The 17,903-nt window shown below is 68.6% G+C and carries 16 protein-coding genes; 10 read left to right on the top strand and 6 right to left on the bottom strand.

Going from position 1 to position 17,903, the window contains the following annotated elements; translation table 11 throughout:
* Positions 1-4: 4 nt before the first annotated feature.
* Positions 5-2,584, bottom strand: a complete 2,580-nt coding sequence (locus VH569_RS25825) for a response regulator (protein WP_423319063.1) — start codon at positions 2,582-2,584, stop codon at positions 5-7.
* Between the two features lie 232 nt (positions 2,585-2,816).
* Between VH569_RS25825 and VH569_RS25820 the strand changes: the two genes are divergently transcribed.
* The gene (locus VH569_RS25820; RefSeq protein WP_423319061.1) at positions 2,817-3,182 is read left to right on the top strand and encodes a cupin domain-containing protein; all 366 of its coding nucleotides are present in this window, start codon (positions 2,817-2,819) and stop codon (positions 3,180-3,182) included.
* A 2-nt stretch (positions 3,183-3,184) separates the two neighbouring features.
* Here VH569_RS25820 and VH569_RS25815 read toward each other — a convergent pair whose 3' ends face one another.
* The 5 genes from VH569_RS25815 to betB form a co-directional block, all read right to left on the bottom strand.
* Complete coding sequence (locus VH569_RS25815) at positions 3,185-3,697, bottom strand: hypothetical protein (protein ID WP_423319060.1); 513 nt, start codon at positions 3,695-3,697, stop codon at positions 3,185-3,187.
* Positions 3,698-3,853: 156 nt separating this feature from the next.
* A complete protein-coding gene (ndk, locus tag VH569_RS25810) occupies positions 3,854-4,276 on the bottom strand; it encodes a nucleoside-diphosphate kinase (protein WP_012974418.1) in 423 nt (140 codons plus the stop codon).
* Positions 4,277-4,495: 219 nt separating this feature from the next.
* The gene (locus tag VH569_RS25805; protein WP_423319058.1) at positions 4,496-5,482 is read right to left on the bottom strand and encodes a choline ABC transporter substrate-binding protein; all 987 of its coding nucleotides are present in this window, start codon (positions 5,480-5,482) and stop codon (positions 4,496-4,498) included.
* Between the two features lie 46 nt (positions 5,483-5,528).
* Entirely contained in the window at positions 5,529-7,253 is a 1,725-nt protein-coding gene (gene betA / locus VH569_RS25800; protein WP_423319089.1) for a choline dehydrogenase, read from the bottom strand.
* Between the two features lie 96 nt (positions 7,254-7,349).
* Positions 7,350-8,819, bottom strand: coding sequence for a betaine-aldehyde dehydrogenase (betB, locus tag VH569_RS25795; RefSeq protein ID WP_423319056.1), 1,470 nt, complete (start codon positions 8,817-8,819; stop codon positions 7,350-7,352).
* 280 nt (positions 8,820-9,099) lie between these two features.
* On the opposite strand from betB, the gene VH569_RS25790 reads away from it, so the two are divergent.
* From VH569_RS25790 to VH569_RS25750, 9 genes are all read left to right on the top strand, one after another.
* The gene (locus tag VH569_RS25790; protein ID WP_423319054.1) at positions 9,100-10,995 is read left to right on the top strand and encodes an ABC-F family ATP-binding cassette domain-containing protein; all 1,896 of its coding nucleotides are present in this window, start codon (positions 9,100-9,102) and stop codon (positions 10,993-10,995) included.
* On the top strand, positions 10,992-11,711 hold the full coding sequence (locus VH569_RS25785) for an exopolysaccharide biosynthesis protein (protein WP_423319052.1): 720 nt from the start codon (positions 10,992-10,994) through the stop codon (positions 11,709-11,711). The genes VH569_RS25790 and VH569_RS25785 overlap by 4 nt, the downstream gene beginning before the upstream one ends.
* Positions 11,712-11,763: 52 nt before the next feature.
* Complete coding sequence (locus tag VH569_RS25780) at positions 11,764-12,351, top strand: class I SAM-dependent methyltransferase (protein WP_423319051.1); 588 nt, start codon at positions 11,764-11,766, stop codon at positions 12,349-12,351.
* A gap of 41 nt (positions 12,352-12,392) precedes the next feature.
* Positions 12,393-12,785, top strand: coding sequence for a VOC family protein (locus VH569_RS25775; protein WP_423319049.1), 393 nt, complete (start codon positions 12,393-12,395; stop codon positions 12,783-12,785).
* 85 nt (positions 12,786-12,870) lie between these two features.
* Positions 12,871-13,662, top strand: a complete 792-nt coding sequence (locus VH569_RS25770) for a YdcF family protein (protein WP_423319047.1) — start codon at positions 12,871-12,873, stop codon at positions 13,660-13,662.
* 132 nt (positions 13,663-13,794) lie between these two features.
* Positions 13,795-14,766, top strand: a complete 972-nt coding sequence (locus tag VH569_RS25765) for a septal ring lytic transglycosylase RlpA family protein (protein WP_423319046.1) — start codon at positions 13,795-13,797, stop codon at positions 14,764-14,766.
* Between the two features lie 87 nt (positions 14,767-14,853).
* Positions 14,854-16,056 carry a D-alanyl-D-alanine carboxypeptidase family protein gene (locus tag VH569_RS25760; RefSeq protein ID WP_423319045.1) on the top strand — a complete coding sequence of 401 codons (1,203 nt, stop codon included), beginning with the start codon at positions 14,854-14,856 and terminating at the stop codon, positions 16,054-16,056.
* An 11-nt stretch (positions 16,057-16,067) separates the two neighbouring features.
* Complete coding sequence (gene tmk, locus VH569_RS25755) at positions 16,068-16,727, top strand: dTMP kinase (RefSeq protein ID WP_423319087.1); 660 nt, start codon at positions 16,068-16,070, stop codon at positions 16,725-16,727.
* Entirely contained in the window at positions 16,724-17,854 is a 1,131-nt protein-coding gene (locus tag VH569_RS25750; protein ID WP_423319044.1) for a DNA polymerase III subunit delta', read from the top strand. Before tmk ends, VH569_RS25750 begins: the two co-directional genes overlap by 4 nt.
* Positions 17,855-17,903 lie beyond the last annotated feature (49 nt).

The raw sequence follows: 17,903 nt of genomic DNA, 5'->3' as shown, positions 1-17,903 counted from the left end.
ACCCTCACAGGGCCAGCAGGTCGCGCAGCGCGCTAAGCAGCCGCTCGGGCGCCACCGGCTTCATCACGATCTGCCGCCCCTCCTGCGCCGTCAGCCCGGCCGCCGTCTCGCGCGAGGCGTAGCCGGTCAGGAACAGGATGGGCAGAAGCTGGTTGCGGGTCTCCAACGCGCGGGCCAGCTCCAGCCCGTTCATCTTCGGCATCGACACGTCGCTGACCACCGCGTCGAACAGGCCGCCGGCCTCGTCGTACCGGGTCAGCGCCTCCTGCCCGTCGGACGCCTCCACCACCGTGCAGCCGGCCTCCTCCAGCACGAGGCGGAGGTAACGGCGCACCGAGTCCTCGTCATCGACCAGCAGAATGACAGCCCCCTCCCCCTCCGCAACCTGCAGGGGGTCGAGACCAACCGGGGATGCCGGCGGCTCGACGGCGGGCAGATAGAGCGCGAAGGTGGCACCCTGCCCCTCCTCGCCCTCCAGTTCCACCGCGCCGCCTGACTGCTGCGCCGTGCCATAAACCATCCACAGGCCGAGCCCGGTGCCCTTCCCCGGCTCCTTGGTGGTGAAGAAGGGCTCCCAGACGCGGTCGCGGATCTCCGCCGGCACGCCCGGCCCCTGGTCGCTGACGCGGATCGCGACATAGCGGCCCGGCTTCAGGCCGCGGTGACGGGCGAAGAAGGCGTCGTCCGGCGTCTCCACCGCCAGGGCGATGGTCAGGGTGCCGCCGTGGGGCATGGCATCGCGCCCGTTCAACGCGAGGTTCAGCAGAGCCTGGTTCAGCGTCACCGGGTTGACCAGCGCGTGCGCGCTTTCGTCATCGGCCAGAATCGCCACGTCGATGCCGGCGCTGAGCAGGGGTTTCAGGAAGACGCGCAGGTCACGCACCAGCGGGGCGACGGCGACCACCTCGCGCTCGTCGGTCACCCGGCGATGGGAGAAGTCCAAGAGCTGCGCGGTCAGCGCCGCCGCCCGTTCGGACGCCTTGGCGATCTCCTGCACGCAGGTCAGCACGCGGTCGGGATCGGCCGGATTGCGCTCCGCCAGCCGGGCGAAGCCGCCGATGGCGGTCAGCATGTTGTTGAATTCATGGGCGATGCCGCCGGCCATGCGGCCCACCGCCTCCATCTTCTGGGCGCGCTGAAGCTCGCCCTCCACCCGGCGGCGGTCGGTGATGTCGTTCAGCACCAGCAGCACCGCCGGCCCACCGCCATAGACGGCCTGGCTGGCCGCGACCTCCAGCCGGCGGCGCTCGCCGGTCGGGCGCAGGGCGTCGCATTCCAAGCGGCGCTCCTCCCCCTCGGCAGCGGCGGCGAGCATCGCGGCCAGCGCCTCGCCCTCCGCCAGAAATCCGGCAAGCAGTTGGCCTTCCAGCGCATCGGCGGCGACGCCAAGGATCGTCGCGGCGGTCCCGTTGGCGAAGCGGATGGCGGCGCGATCCCAGATGACGATGCCGTAGGGGGCCAGTTCGACGAGCTGGCGGTAGCGCAGCTCGCTTTCCCGCAGGGCGCCGACGGTCTGCTCCAGCCGGGCGGTCTGGCCGGCCAGTTGCTCTTCCCGCGTTTTCAGCTCGGTGATGTCCATCAGGATCTTCACCACGCCGCCGGTGCCGGTGGCATGCTCGCTGATGCGGTACCAGCGCCCGTCGGACAGCCGGCCGTCGACCGGGGTGGAGTGCTGGAGATGGCGGGTCAGCCGCTGCTCGACCCAGGCGCCGATGTCGCCCTCCCCCTCGTACCCGCCGCGCTCGGCGGCGGCGCGCAGGATCTCGGCGAAGCTGCGGCCGGGGGTCAGCATGTCGGCGATGGTGGGATAGGCGCGGCGATACTGCTCGTTGCAGATCAGCAACCGGCCGTCGGCGCTGAACAGCACGAATCCTTCCGACACGCTGTCGATGGCGTCATGCACCACCGCCTGCATGAAGCGCGCCTCCACCAGCGCCAGCGTCTCGGCGGTGGCATCGACGCCGCAGCCGCGATAGCCACGGAAGCGCCCGTCGGCGCCGCGCACCGGCACGGCGCTGAGCCGCAGCACGAGGTCGCGCCCGTCCACCCCCTCGAAGCTCAGCTCCAGATCGCGGAAAGCCCGGCCGGCCTCGATGTCGGCACGGTATTCGGCCCAGGTCGCCTCGTCGGCGACCAGCACCCCAAGGTCGAGAAGGGAATCGCCGAACACCGTCCGCGGATCGCAACCGAGCAGCGCTGTGAGCCCGCCCGACAGCGAGAGATAGCGGTGGTCCGACCCGGTTTCCCAGAACCAGCCGGGCGTCACGGCGGCGAAGTCGCGGGAGCGGTCGCGCAGCCCTTCCAGCTCGTCCGTCGCCCGGCGCAGAGCGGCGTCCGAACGGGCCAGAGCGGTGGCGGCGGCCCCGGCGCGCCGGGCGCTCCACAGGGCCAGACCGCCGGCGGCCACCAGCGCGCCGGCGACCGGCCAGCCGACATGCCCGCTTGCAGACAGCGCCGCCAGGGTGCCGATGCCGGTCAGCCCGGCCAGCAGGCCGGGAAACGAGGCGGAAAGACCCGACGGACCGGACACCGGTCTGGCGGCATCCCCGGTGGGATGCGGTCGGTCGGTGCCTGCAACGTCCACGGGGCCTCCGTCTGTCCGAAAGGGTGCCGGAAGAGTTGTTGTCCGGTGACATCATCACCGGATCGTCCCGTCTTAGGCTGTCAGGCGTTAACAGCAGGTTTAGTAGCTAAGCTTTCGCACAGCCGCGACAGCCAGAAGCGGTAGGGGCGATGGGGAGGAGATCCGGGAGGCCGCGGAACACGTAAACACCAGTTGCCGTTCCAAAGCCGGCCGGTTTCGAAAGGACCATGCCATGCCGCCCATGACTCCTGGGGCCACTCCCCCGGCCAACGCCGAGGGCACCCCGAAGGCAGACGTGATTACGTGGAGCAATCTGCCGGCCCAGACCGCCGAAGGGGTGGAGCGCCGCAGCCTTCCCGGTACCGGCGCGTCGCTGAAGCACATCGTCATCAAGGCCGGCACTTCCGCCCCACGCCACGACCACCCGCACGAGCAGTTCGTCATCGTCGTGGAAGGCCGCGCCCTGCTGACCTGCGAAGCGGGGCCGGTGGACCTGCGGCCGGGCATGGTCATCCGCTTCGACCCCGGCGCTTGGCACAGCGCCGATTTCGTCGAGGATACCGTTCTGATCGAGGTGAATTTGACCCCGGCAGGGTGAGGTCAGACGCCGATATCGATGTCGATCTCGTCGTCGTCTTCCGGAGCGCGACCCAGCAGCAGGTCGGCAGCGTCGAGGGTCAGCGCCTCGACCTCCTCGTTGCGCTCCTCGTCGGGCAGGCGCAGCGCGTGCATCAGCTGGGTCGCCAGATGGATCAGCATGGCGCGGACGCAGTCGTCTTCCGGATACTCAAGCGCAACCACGTCCTTCAGGAAGGCGCCGAGCTGGTCCGGCGAATTCCAGGGGTGGGTGATGACGGTCTCGAAGCCGCTGGTGCCGAGGAAGACGGAGTTTAGCGCGACGGCCTGACGGTTGATGCCGTCGACCGCCTCATCCTGGTCGAGGTTGCCCTGGAGAACCTGATTGAACGCGCCCAGGCTGAGGTCGATGAACTGGCGGACCAGCAGCCGCACCACGGATTCGTCGGACAGATCGTTGCGGGCCTGCGGCTGGGTCAGCACCGGCAGCGGTTGCAGCAGCGCCGCGATGATCGGCTTTGCGGATTGGGATTCCATCGCGGGCAACTCCTGTCGGGATCGACCCCGGCATCTGCGGGGCAAAAGGTTCACGGCCCCAGATACTGCCAGAGCCTGATGCAAAACGCAAAAAAGGCCGCCCCCTCGCGGGAGCGGCCCTTTCGCCAAGCCTGACGGGAGGTCAGACCTGAAAGATCAGCCCACCAGCTCGATGCCGGCGAAGAAGAAGGCGATCTCCTGGGCGGCGGTCTCCGGGGCGTCCGAACCGTGGACCGAGTTGGCCTCGATCGACTCGGCGAACTCCTTGCGGATGGTGCCTTCGGCGGCGTTGGCCGGGTTGGTGGCGCCCATGATCTCGCGGTTGCGGGCAATGGCGTTCTCGCCTTCCAGGACCTGCAGGACCACCGGGCCGGAGATCATGAAGGAGACCAGATCGCCGAAGAACGGACGCTCGCGGTGCACGCCGTAGAACTGCTCGGCCTGGGCCTTCGACAGCTGGACGCGCTTCTGGGCAACGATGCGCAGGCCGCCGTCTTCGAACTTGGCGTTGATCTTGCCGGTCAGGTTGCGGCGGGTGGCATCGGGCTTGATGATCGAGAGGGTCCGTTCGACGGCCATGGTGGTGACTCCTGCGGGAATGGGGCTTTTCGCCGATTGAAAAACTCGCAGGCGCCGCCGGATGACCGGGGCGCCGGATGGGCGGCTTTATAGAGGCGCTTTCACGGCGCGGCAAGGCGTTCGTTTGGGGCTGGGTTCCCCGATCTTCGCAAAAAAACGACCGCGATGGCATCCCAGCGCGGCCGGAGTCGAGGAGGCTTTGGGAAAGCAGGCGTCAGGTCAGGATTTGGCGGCGCCCAGCTTGGCCTGGGCGGCGGCCAGACCGTCCTTGCCGTCCAGCGTGGTAACGCCCGACAGCCAGGTCTTCAGGACGGCGGGATTCTTCTTCAGCCAGTCGGCCGCCACCGCTTCGGGCTTGCGGCCGCCATTCATGATGCCGTCCATCACCGAGTTTTCCATCTCCACGGTGAAGACCAGATTGGACAGGAACTTGCCGATGTTCGGACATTCGGCGGCATAGCCCTTGCGCACGTTGGTGCTGACGGTGGCGCCGCCGAAATTCGGGCCGAACCAGTCGTCGCCGTCGGACAGATAGGTGATGTCCATCGTCTTGTTCATCGGATGCGGCGCCCAGCCCAGGAAGGCGATCCATTTCTTGGCCCGCACCGCCCGCTTCACCTCGGCCAGCATGCCAGCCTCGCTGGACTCGACCATCTTGAAGTCCTTCAACCCGAAGGCGTCGGCCCTCAGCATCTTGTCGATGATCAGGTTGCCGTCGTTGCCGGCCTCGATGCCATAGATCTTGCCGTCCAGCTTGTCCTTGTATTTCGCCAGATCCTTGAAGCTCTTCAGCCCGGCCTCGGCGGCATAGGTGGGGACGGCCAGCGTGTATTTGGCGCCCTCCAGGTTGACGCGCGTCACCTCGACCGAGCCGTCCTCCAGCACCGGCTTGATGAAGGTCTCCATGGTGGGCATCCAGTTGCCCAGGAACACGTCCAGCGACTTGGTCTTCAGCCCCAGATAGACGACCGGCACCGACGAGACGCTGGTGGTCGGCTTGTAGCCGAGCGCATCCAGCGTGACGGAGGCGAGCGCCGTCGTCGCCGCGATGTCGGTCCATCCCACGTCGCCGAACCGCACCGCCTTGCAGGATGCCGGATCCGCAGCCTGTACCGTCCCGGCCGCCAGCATCAGGCCGACGGCCAGGGTGGAGACTTTGGCGGCGGAGAATTTACCGGCAGAGAATTTACCGAATGTCTTGGCCATGTCCCTGTTCTCCTTGCTTGTGGTTTTCGTTGTAGGCACGCGTGTTTCAGGCCCGCAGTCGCTGGGCCTTCTGGATCTCCTTCTGCGTCATGGCGGCCTCGGCGACGTAATAGGGCACGTCGGCGCGCGGCAGCGGCGGACGGCCGCGCACCGCGTCGGCCAGCTTCTCCGCCATCATGATGGTGGGTGCGTTCAGGTTGCCGGTGATGATCCGCGGCATGATCGAGGCGTCGATGACCCGCAGCCCCTCCAGCCCATGCACCCGGCCCTGGCCGTCCACCACCGCGCCGTCGTCGGTCCCCATCCGGCAGGTGCCGCAGGGGTGGTAGGCCGTCTCGGCGTGGTGGCGGACGAATGCGTCAAGGTCGGCATCGGTGACGCAATCGGCGCCGGGGCTGATCTCCTCGCCGCGATAGGGGGCCAGGGCGCGCTGGCGCATGATGTCGCGCGTGATGCGGATGCCGGCACGGAACTCCCGCCAGTCCTGCGGATCGGCCATGTAGTTGAACAGGATGCTGGGCGCCTGCCCCGGATCGCGGGAGCGGGCATGGACGCGCCCCTTGCTGGGCGAGCGCATCGAGCCGACATGGGCCTGGAAGCCGTGCGCCTCCACCGCGTTGGTGCCGTTGTAGCTGATGGCGACGGGGAGGAAATGATACTGGATGTTGGGCCAGGGCACGTCGTCGCCGGTGCGGATGAAGCCGCCGGCCTCGAACTGGTTGCTGGCGCCGATGCCGGTGCCCAGGAACAGCCATTCGGCGCCGATGGCCGGCTGGTTCCACCATTTCAGCGCCGGATAGAGCGAGACCGGCTGGCGGCAGTGATACTGGATGTACATCTCCAGATGGTCCTGGAGATCGCCGCCGACGCCCGGCAGGTCGATCACCGTCTCCACCCCCAGCTCGCGCAGCAGCGGCGACGGCCCCACCCCCGACCGTTGCAGGATCGCTGGCGAGGCGATGGCCCCGGCGCACAGCAGCACCTCCCGCCGCGCCCGAGCCGTCACCGGCGTGCCGTTGCGCAGATAGGCGACGCCGACGGCACGCTGTCCGTCGAACAGGATGCGGTCGGTCAGCGCGTGGGTAACGATGGTCAGCCCCGGCCGCTCCCGTGCCCGGTCGAGATAGCCACGGGCCGTGCTGCACCGCCGCCCCTGCGCCGTCACCGTGCGGTCCATCGGACCGAAGCCCTCCTGGCGGTAGCCGTTCAGGTCGGCGGTGCGGCCGTAGCCGGCCTGCGCCCCCGCCTCCACCATCGCCTCGTACAGCGGGTTGACGCCCGGCTTGGCGGTGGTGACGAACAGCGGGCCGTCGCCACCGTGATAGGCGTCGGGACCGATGTCCCGCGTCTCCGCCTTGCGGAAATAGGGCAGGCAGTCGAGATAGCTCCAGTCCTCCAGACCCGGCAGCCCGGCCCAGCCGTCATAGTCCAGCGCGTTGCCGCGGATGTAGCACATGCCGTTGATCAGCGACGACCCGCCCAGCCCCTTGCCGCGCCCGCACTCCATCCGGCGGTTGTCCATGTGCGGTTCGGGTTCGGTCTCATAGGCCCAGTTGTAGCGGCGGCCCTGGAGTGGGAAGGCCAGCGCCGCCGGCATCTGGGTGCGGTAGTCGAGCCGGTGGTCGGGTCCGCCGGCCTCCAGCAGCAGGACGCTGACGCCGGCATCCTCGGTCAGGCGGCAGGCCAGCACGTTGCCCGCCGAACCGGCGCCGACGATGATGTAGTCATACTCGCGCACCGCGGCGGCGAAGGAGGATGTGGCGGCGGGCATAGCGGCGCCGTTCTCCGGCGCAGCGGCCCCGGAGGTCGGTTGGTTCGACATCGAACACCCCTTCTTTAAAAAAGCGGCCTTCTCTGAAAAGCGGGCTCAGAACACCGACGAGTAGGCACCCAACTCGACCTGAACCGATTTGATGCGGGTGTAATGGTCGAGCGTCTCGACGCCGTTCTCGCGGCCGATGCCCGACTGCTTGTAGCCGCCGACCGGCATCTCCGGCGGCGATTCGCCCCAGGCGTTGATCCAGCAGATGCCGGCCTCCATCCGGTGGATCACTCGGTGGGCGCGGGCCAGATCGCTGGTGACCAGCCCGGCGGCGAGGCCGTAGCTGGTGGCGTTGGCGCGCGCGACGACCTCTTCCTCCTCGTCGAAGGTCAGGATCGACAGGACAGGACCGAAAATCTCCTCACGCACGATGGTCATGCCGTCGTGGCAGTCGGTAAAGACGGTGGGCGCCACATAGGCGCCGCGCGAGAAGGCGGCGCCTTCCGGAACCCCGCCGCCGGCCAGCAGCCGCGCGCCCTCCGCCTTGCCGGCCTCGATGTAGCGCAACACCTTGTCGCGGTGGGGGAAGCTGGCGAGCGGGCCGAAATTGGTGTCGGGATCCAGCGGATCGCCCATGCGGATGCGGCGCACCCGGACCATCAGCCGCTCTTCGAACGCCGCGGCGATGCTGCGGTGGATGAACACGCGGGTGCCGTTGGTACAGACCTGACCAGAGCTGTAGAAGTTCGCCATCATGGCGATGTCGGCGGCGCGGTCGAGGTCGGCGTCGGCGAAGACGATCAGCGGCGACTTTCCGCCAAGCTCCATCGTCACCTCCTTCAGCGTCGATCCGCCGGCCGCGGCCATCACCCGCTTGCCGGTCTCCACCCCGCCGGTAAAGGACAGCTTCTCAATGCCGGGATGGGCGGCCAGCAGGGCGCCGACCCGGCCATCGCCCTGGACGACGTTGAACACGCCAGCGGGCAGCCCGGCCTCGCCGTAGATCGCCGCCAGATGCAGCGCGGTCAGCGGCGTCACCTCGCTTGGCTTGAAGATCATGGCGTTGCCGGCGGCCAGCGCCGGGGCCGATTTCCACAGCGCGATCTGGATCGGGTAGTTCCAGGCGCCGATCCCGGCGACCACGCCCAGCGGCTCGCGCCGGGTGTAGACGAAGGAGGTCGGACGCAGCGGGATCTGCCGCCCTTCCAGCGCCGGGGCCAGACCGGCGTAATATTCCAGCACGTCGGCACCGGTGACGATGTCGACCGCGCGCGTCTCGCTCAGCGGCTTGCCGGTGTCGAGCGTTTCGATTTCCGCCAGCGCGTCGTTGCGCTCACGCAGCAGGGCAACGGCCCGGCGCAGCACCCGTGCGCGCTCCATCGCCGTCATCGCCCCCCACACCGCCTGCCCGGCCCGCGCGCTGTCGACGGCGCGGTCCACGTCCGCGGATGTCGCTTGCGCAACCTCGGCCAACACCTCCCCGGTCGCCGGGTTGACGGTGGCGAAACGCTCCGCTCCCTCGTCTTCGATGGGACGGCCGTGGATATAATGGGCCAGACGTCCGAACCGCGTCATGTCGCGTCTCCCTGATCCGAGGTCCAGAGGGTGCAGTGAATGGCAGCAATTCGATTGCCGGAGTCAGCGTGGTTTTTATTGATTGAACGTTCAATTAAAAAAGAACGGGTGGCGATTCCGTTCCTTGAATTGGTCGTGTTCAAACAAACATGATGACCGGCACCAAGCCGAAGCAGGGCGGAACGGGCTGCCCTGCGCGGGACAAAGCCGTGCCATTCGCGCGCCATCCGCCCTGCCCCGCTTCAAATCGGCGGCCCCTCGTGCTACATCCTCGCGCGCTATGCTGCACATCAATGACCTGACCTTCCGCTTCGGCGGCCGAGTGTTGTTCGACCATGCGACGGCGGTGGTGCCCAAGGGGCATCGCGTGGCGCTGGTCGGACGCAACGGCACCGGGAAATCGACCCTGCTGAAGCTGATCTCGGGCCAGCTGCAAACGGATGCCGGCGCCATCACTCTGCCGGCCGGCATGCGGATGGGCATGGTGGCTCAGGAGGCCCCCAGCGGCCCGACCACGCTGATCGACGCCGTGCTGGCCGCCGACACAGAACGCACCGCCCTGCTGGCGGAGGCGGAGACCGTCACCGACCCGATGCGCATCGGCGAGGTCCACGCAAGGCTCGCCGACATCGAGGCGCATTCCGCCCCGTCGCGCGCGGCGCAGGTGCTGTCCGGCCTGGGCTTCGACGCCGAAGCGCAGCAACGGCCCTGCTCCGACTTCTCCGGTGGCTGGCGGATGCGCGTGGCGCTGGCCGGCGTGCTGTTCTCCCGCCCCGACCTGCTTCTGCTGGACGAGCCGACCAACCACCTCGACCTTGAAGCCACCATCTGGCTCGAGGGCTATCTGAAGAACTATCCGCACACCATCCTGCTGGTCAGCCACGACCGCGAGCTGTTGAACGCGGTGCCGACCACGACGATCCACATCGACCAGGGCAAGCTCGTCACCTACAGCGGCAATTACGACCAATTCCTGGCGCAGCGTCGCGCCAACCAGGAACGGCTGGCCTCGATGGCAGCCAAGCAGGACGCGCGGCGCAAGCACATGATGGCCTATGTCGACCGCTTCCGCTTCAAGGCCAGCAAGGCCCGCCAAGCGCAGAGCCGCCTGAAGCTGCTGGAGAAGATGGAGTCGATCACGCTGATGGAGGACGATCCCGAGGTCGTCTTCAACTTCCCCGCCCCGGACGAGCTGGCGCCGCCGCTGATCGCGCTGGAGGGAGTCAGCATCGGCTATGGCGACAAGGTGATCCTGCGGCGGGTCAACCTGCGCATCGACATGGAGGACCGCATCGGCCTCCTGGGTGCCAATGGCAACGGCAAGTCGACGCTGGTCAAGCTGCTGGCCAACCGGCTCCAACCGATGGCCGGCGAGATGCGGCGCCCGTCCAAGCTGCGCATCGGCTATTTCGCCCAGCATCAGGCCGAGGAGCTGGACCTGTCGCTGACGCCGATCCAGCAGACCCAGCGCATCATGCCGTTGGCGCTGGAGGAGAAGGTGCGCGCCCATCTCGGCCGCTTCGGCTTCCCGCAGGTGAAGGCGGAGACCAAGATCTCCAGCCTATCCGGCGGGGAGAAGGCGCGGCTCCTGCTGGCGCTGATGAGCCGGGAAGTCCCGCACATCCTGATGCTGGACGAACCGACCAACCATCTGGACATCGACAGCCGCGAAGCCCTGATCGAGGCGATCAACGATTTCCCCGGCGCCGTCATCATCATCAGCCACGATCCCCACCTGATCGAGATGACGGTGGACCGGCTGCTGCTGGTCGCCGACGGCACGGTGCAGGCCTATGACGGCGATCTGGACGACTACCGCCGCTATCTGCTCGACCGCGCCAAGGCGGAACGGGCAGTGGCGAAGGGTGGAGCCGACCGCGACGCCGGCCCTAACAAGAAGGACCAGCGCCGCGCCGCCGCCGAGGCGCGCACCGCACTTGCCCCGCTGAAGCGCAAGGCCACCGACGCCGAGGCGCTGGTGACCAAGCTGAGCGAGGAAAAGCGCAAGATCGAGGCGAAGATGTCCGACCCCTCGCTCTATACCGGCCCGTCCGACAAGCTGACCAAGCTGCAGATCGAGCTGGGCACGGTGGAGAAGAAGCTGGCAACCGCGGAGGAGACCTGGCTGGAGGCGCTCGAACTCTACGAGAGCGCCGCGGCGGAGGCCGGCGTTTGAACGCCCGCCGCCACATCGACGGCTCCGGCGCCAACGGCCAAGCGGAGATGGAGCGGGCGGAAATGGAGCATGACGGCACCATCGCCTTGCCCACCGTCTGCGACGGCGAGGAGGAGGAGCGGACATCCGACGTGCTCGCCCGCTTCCGCGCCAATCTGCCGGCGGGACGGGTTACACTGGGCGACCTGATCCGGGCTCTGGGCGACCGCTCGCTCGGCACCATCCTGCTGGCGCTGGCGCTGCCGACCATCGCCCCGGTGCCGCTCGGCGTATCCTGCCTGTTCGACCTGCCCATCGTGCTCTACACCGCGCAGATGGCCTTCGGCCGGCGTGGGGCCGGGCTGCCGGACTGGCTGCTGCGCCGCTCCATCGGCACCCGCCTGGCGGCGCGGACGCTCGACGCCGCCATGCCGCGGCTGGTGTGGATCGAGCGGATGCTGAAGCCGCGGCTGCACCGCCTCGCCCGCATCGACGAGGAGCGCTGGTTCGGTCTGCTGCTGTTCATCCTGACGCTGACCTGTATCGTGCCGCTGCCGCTGACCGGCTGGCTGCCGGGCTTCGCGCTGGTGCTGATCTCGCTGGGGCTGATCGAGCGCGACGGCGGCGCCATCGGCATCGGGCTGGGGCTGACCGCCGCAGCGCTGGTGTTTTTGACGCTGGTGGCGAGCAGCCTGTCATACGCAGGTCACCAACTTCTGGCAGCAACTCTGAATTAGGACGGCCCCCCGCAGCGACGGGTGAGGGCCGACCCGATCCAGGGAGGCCCACATGACCGAGACGGCATCCGCCCCGCTTTCCGAGTCCTGGCTGTTCTTCCGCCGATGGCTGGCCGATCCCTGGGCGATGGGGTCGGTCGCTCCCTCTTCCCAGGCGCTGCGCCGACGAATCACCCGCGAGATTCGGCGCGACCCCGACGAAGCGGTGGTCGAATTCGGCGGCGGTACCGGCCCGATCACCGCGGCGATGCTGGAGGCCGGCATTCCGGCCGACCGGCTCTACAGCTTCGAGGTCGACCCGGAGCTCGCCCGCCATCTGCGCGCCCGCTGCCCCGCCGTCACCGTCATCGCCGACGACTGCCGCAAGGCGCCGGAACTGCTGGGCGAGGCGCTATGCGGCAAGGTCGGCACGGTGGTGATCGGCATCCCGATGATCACCTTCCCGCTGGAGTTCCAGCGCGAGGTGCTGGACGCCACCTTCCGCATCCTGCGGCCGGGCGGGCGCTTCCTGCTCTACAGCTTCATGCCGCATTCGCCGCTGAACCGCGAGGCGCTGGGGCTGACCGGAGAGCGGCTGGGCTTCACCGTGAGAAATCTGCCGCCGGCGTCGGTATGGGGATACCGCCGCGCCGCGGAGTGATACGGTCCTCCGTCCGGAACCCATAACCAGCGAGAGCCTCCATGAAGTTCGGCTACACGATCCTCTATGTTCCCGATGTCTCGGCGTCGCTGGCTTTCTTCGAAAAGGCGTTCGGCCTGAACCGGCGCTTCCTCGCCGAGACGGGCGACTATGGCGAGCTGGACACCGGCTCCACCACCCTGTCCTTCGCCAGCCAGGAGCTGGCGCTGTCGCACCACCCCGCCGGCTATGTCTTCGCCAGCGCTAGCGAGAAGCCGCTGGGCGTCGAGATCGCGCTGGTCACCGGCGACGTGGAGGCGGCGCACGCCACGGCGCTCGCCGCCGGCGCCAGCGAACTGGCACCGCCGAAAGCCATGCCGTGGGGGCAGACGGTGTCCTTCATCCGCTGCCCCGACGGCACGCTGGTGGAGCTGTGCACGCCGGTCGGCGGCTGACGGCAGCGGGGCCGGCGCGGTTGCCATGCCCCGACCGCCGCGCTTATGGTCCGCCCTCCCGTCCACCATCGTGAGCCTGCCGGCGATGTCCTTCATCCTGTCGAAGCTGCTGTGGGGCGTCTTTGCGCCCGGCAATGCCCTGGTGCTGGCGGTGGCGCTGGGCGCACTGCTGCTGCGGACGCGGCGCTGGCAGCGCGCCGGACGGCGGCTGGTCACGCTGGCGGCGGTGCTGCTTCTGCTGGTGATGTACACGGGTCTCGGTGCGCTGGTCGCCCTGCCGCTGGAGAACCGCTTCCCGCGATTGGTGCCCGAGGGGCGGATCGACGGGATCATCATGCTGGGCGGTGCCCTCAACCCGCCGATCACCGCCGACCGCGGCGATCCGTCGCTGAACGACGCCGCCGAGCGGATCCTGGGCTTCGCCGACCTCGTCCGCCGTCATCCAGAGGCCAAGGCCGTCTTCACCGGCGGATCGGGCCGGCTGCTGGCGCCGGACCTGAAGGAGGACGTGACCGCCCGCGCCGCCCTGCTCCAGGCCGGCATTCCCGCCGACCGTGTGCTCTATGAGGCTGAATCCCGCAACACCTGGGAGAATGCGGTCTTCAGCAAGGAGATGGTCAAGCCGGCGCCGGGCGAACGCTGGGTCCTCGTCACGTCGGCCATGCACATGCCGCGGTCGGTCGGCATCTTCCGCGCCATCGGGTGGGAGATGATCCCCTACCCCGTCGACTACCGCACCCGGACGGGCGCCAAGCCGTTGCTGCGCTTCGAGTTCGGGCAGAATCTAGTGATCCTGGACGACGCGGTGCGCGAGTGGATCGGGCTGACCGCCTATTGGCTGATGGGCCGCACCGAAAGCCCGTTCCCCGCCCCCTGACGGTTCGACCCGCGTGCAGGCTGTGTCATCGTATCGCCGCCGCGTTCGAGCCATTGGCGCGGCGGTGCCACTCCGCTAGAGTGCCGCCGCCTTGGCGGTCGGGCCGGGTCGGGGAAAGAAGGAAATTGGCGGATGCGTCGCTGGCGCGGGGTGAGCAGGGTCGTCGTGCTGGTCGGCGTGGCAGCGCTCGCCGCCTGCGCGCAGAAGCCCGCCGGCACCGGCCCGGGCCTTCCGACCAGCGGCGTCTACAAGGTGGGAAAGCCCTACCAGATCAACGGTGTCTGGTATTATCCCAAAGAAGATTTCAGCTACGACGAGACCGGCATCGCCTCATGGTACGGCCCCGGCTTCCATGAGAAAAACACAGCCAACGGCGAGATCTACGACCAGAACGAGTTGACCGCCGCGCACAAGACGCTGCCGATGCCGAGCCTGGTGCGGGTCACCAATCTGGACAACGGCCGCTCCATCGTGGTGCGGGTCAACGACCGCGGCCCCTACGCCAACGGCCGCATCATCGACATGTCGCGCCGCGGCGCCCAGCTGCTGGGTTTCGACGGTCCCGGCACCGCCAAGGTACGTGTGCAGATCCTGGCGGAGGAAAGCCGGGCCATCGCCGCCGCCGCGCGCCAGGGCACGCCCGCCCCGCTGCTGGCCGAGGTCGACGGTCCGCCGCCGAAGGCCGCCCCGCGCGGCCGGATCGAGGTGAGCGGGCCGTCCGGGCCGGCGACGACTCTCGCCGCCTCCACCGGTGCGCCCCGCCCGGCGGTGGTCGGCGCGCCGATCCCGCCGCCGGCCACCGTCGCCGGCAGTATGGCGGAGGGCCGCTTCGTGCCGGCCCCGGTGGTGGCGCAATTGCCGGTGAAGGCGCAGGAGGCCATCTATGTGCAGGTCGGCGCCTTCGGCAGCGAGGAGAATGTGGCGAAGGCCCGCGCCCGCCTGTCGTCCATCGGCCAACGCGCCAGCGTCAGCCAGACGCGGACCGCCGGCCTGACCCTGCACCGCGTCCGCGTCGGACCGCTGGACAGCGTCGACAGGGCGGATACCCTGTTGAACCAGATCATCCAGGCCGGCCTTACGGAGGCCAAAATCGTGGTGGATTGATCCGGCCACCCGACACCACCCCCGGCCGCTCCTTATGCGCGCCAGCGACCCTATGCCTGTACCGAGTGCCCTTGGAGGATTGTTGCCATGAACGCTGTTGTCGTCCGCCTGTGTGCCGTTTTCGGCCGTTCCGTTGCTGCCTCGATCGGAATGGCGGCCGGAATAGCGATGGCCGGGGCCACGATTGGCGCCGGCTTCACCGCGGTCTCGGTCCAGGCCGCGACCCTCGACACCATCGCCAAGCAGGCGATCCTTGTCGATCTGACCTCTGACACCGTGCTGTTCGAGAAGAACGCCGACGAGCGCATGGCGCCCTCGTCGATGAGCAAGATCATGACCGCCTACATGGTGTTCGAGGCGATCAAGGGCGGCCGCCTGACGCTGGAGAGCACCCTGCCGGTCAGCGAGCGGGCCTGGCGGATGCAGGGCTCGAAGATGTTCGTCGAGCTTCACAACAACATCAAGGTCGACGACCTGCTGAAGGGCATGATCGTCCAGTCCGGCAACGACGCCTGCATCGTGCTGGCCGAGGGGCTGGCCGGGTCGGAGCAGTCCTTCGCCGAACAGGCGACCAAGCGCGCGAAGGAGTTGGGGCTGAAGAACAGCAACTTCGCCAATGCCACCGGCTGGCCCGACCCCAACCATTATATGACCGCCCGCGATCTGGCGCTTCTGGCCGAACGGCTGATCAAGGACTTCCCCGAATTCTACAAGTACGATTCGATCCGGGAGTTCAAGTATCACGGCATCACCCAGGGCAACCGCAACCCGCTGCTCTACCGCAACATGAATGTCGACGGGCTGAAGACCGGACACACCGACGCCGGCGGTTATGGTCTGACCGCATCGGGCGAGCGTGAGGGGCGCCGGCTGCTGCTGGTGGTCAACGGCTTGCCCAACATGCAGGCGCGCGCCGACGAATCGGCCCGGCTGATCGAGTGGGGCTTCCGCGAATTCGCCTCCTACACCCTCTACAAGGGCGGCGAGACCATCGAGCAGGTGCCGGTCTGGCTGGGCGAGCAGGACATGGTCCCGGTCACCGTGCCGCAGAACCTGAGCGTGACGATGGCCCGTGCCGACCGCCCCGGCATGAAGGTGTCGCTGGTCAGCAGCGCCCCGGTGGCCGCCCCGATCAAGAAGGGCGACACGGTCGGCAAGCTGGTGATCTCCGCCCCCGGCTTCCCGGGCAAGGAGGTGCCATTGGTGGCAGCCCAGGACGTACCAAAGGCCGGCATGTTCGGCCGCGCCTTCGCCGCCGCCAAGTATCTCGTCTTCGGCAACAGCCTGTGACCGTGACGACGATGCCGACCTCTCCCGCACGCGGCCGCTTCATCACGCTGGAAGGCGGCGAAGGGGCCGGCAAGTCGACGCAGCTGCGCCGTCTGGCCGACAGCCTGCGCGTCTCCCTGCACGCCCGCGACGTCGAGCTTGTGACGACGAGGGAGCCGGGCGGATCGCCCGGCGCGGAGGAGATCCGCGGCCTGCTGGTGACCGGCGAGACCGGCCGCTGGAGCGCGACCACCGAAGCCCTGCTGCACACCGCCGCCCGCCGCGACCATCTGGAGCGCACGGTGTGGCCGGCGCTGGAGACCGGAAGCTGGGTGCTGTGCGACCGCTTCTTCGACAGCACCATGGCCTATCAGGGTTATGGGCTGGGGCTGGGGCGCGATCTGGTCGAGACCTTGCAGACGGCGGCGCTCGGCGGCTTCCGTCCCGACCTGACATTGATCCTCGACATCGACGTGGAGACCGGCCTGCGCCGCGCCGTGGCGCGCCATGGCGGCGAGGACCGCTATGAGCGGATGGACATCGGCTTCCACCAGCGGCTGCGCGACGGCTTTCTCGACATCGCGCGGCGGGAGCCGCAGCGCTGCGCCGTGGTCGATGCCGACGCCGACCTCAATACCGTGCAGGCGCGCATCTGGGACACCGTCGCCACCCGCCTGGGGCTGGTCTCGTGAGCAAGGCGCGCACCCCTGCCCCGGCGGGCCCAGCCGCCGAAGAGGCACTCGCCCCGCGGCGCAACCCGGACCTCGTCGGGCATGACGAGGCGGAACGGCTGCTGCTGGAGGCCTGGAACTCCGGTCGGCTGCCGCATGCCTGGCTGATCGGCGGCACGCCGGGCATCGGCAAGGCGACGCTGGCCTTCCGCTTCGCCCGGTTCGTCCTGGCCCAGGAGCCGCCCGGCGACAGCCTGTTCGGTGACTCCCTGGGGGGCGCGGCGCCGGTCACCTCGTTGCACATCGGCCCCGACCATCCGGTGTTCCGCCGGGTGGCGTCGGGCGGCCATGCCGACATGCTGACCATCGAACGCCAGCGCGACGAAAAGAAGGGCCGGCTGAAGCGCGACATCGCCGTCGACGACGTGCGCAAGATCGGCCCCTTCCTGCGCCGCACCTCGGCGGAGGGCGGCTGGCGCGTCGCGGTGATCGACGGCGCCGACCGCATGAATCTCAGCGGTCTGAACGCCATCCTGAAGATCTTGGAGGAGCCGCCGCCCGGCGCCCTGCTGCTGCTGGTCAGCGACAATCCCGGCGGCATGCTGCCGACCATCCGCTCGCGCTGCCGCAAGCTGACGCTGAAGCCGCTGGCCGAAGACACGGTGATCGACCTGCTGGGCCAGCACCGGCCCGACATCGCCGCCGACGACCGCCCGGCGCTGGCCCGCCTGTCGGAGGGCAGCGTCGGCCGCGCCATCGACCTTGCCGACGCCGGCGGCCTTGCGCTCTACCGCGAGATGATCGGGCTGCTGTCCGACCTGCCGCGCATCGACATCGTCGCGGCGCATGCCTTCGGCGACAAGCTGACCCGCCGCCAAGATGACGGGATGTTCGAGACGGCGACCGAACTGCTGGTCTGGTGGCTCGCCCGCTTCGCCCGCTCGCTCGCCCGCGGCTCCTGGCCGGCGGAGGTGGTGCCGGGCGAGGCCGCCCTGATGACCCGATTGGCGAACGCCCGCGGTCTTGAACGTTGGGTGGAGGTGTGGGAAAAGGTTCAGCGTCTTTTCGCGCGCGCGGAATCCGCAAACCTGGACCGCAAGCAGGTGGTCCTGAACGCCCTGTCGGCGCTGGAAACGGCAGCCGCCTAGGGTTATTTCAGAACCTGCCGGTTGAACCTGACTTGAAAGAAAGTGCCGC

Origin of the sequence: Azospirillum sp. 11R-A (assembly GCF_049472615.1) — a bacterium.
In the GTDB taxonomy this organism is placed as follows: domain Bacteria; phylum Pseudomonadota; class Alphaproteobacteria; order Azospirillales; family Azospirillaceae; genus Azospirillum; species Azospirillum palustre.
This window is presented reverse-complemented; position numbering and strand designations above follow the sequence as displayed.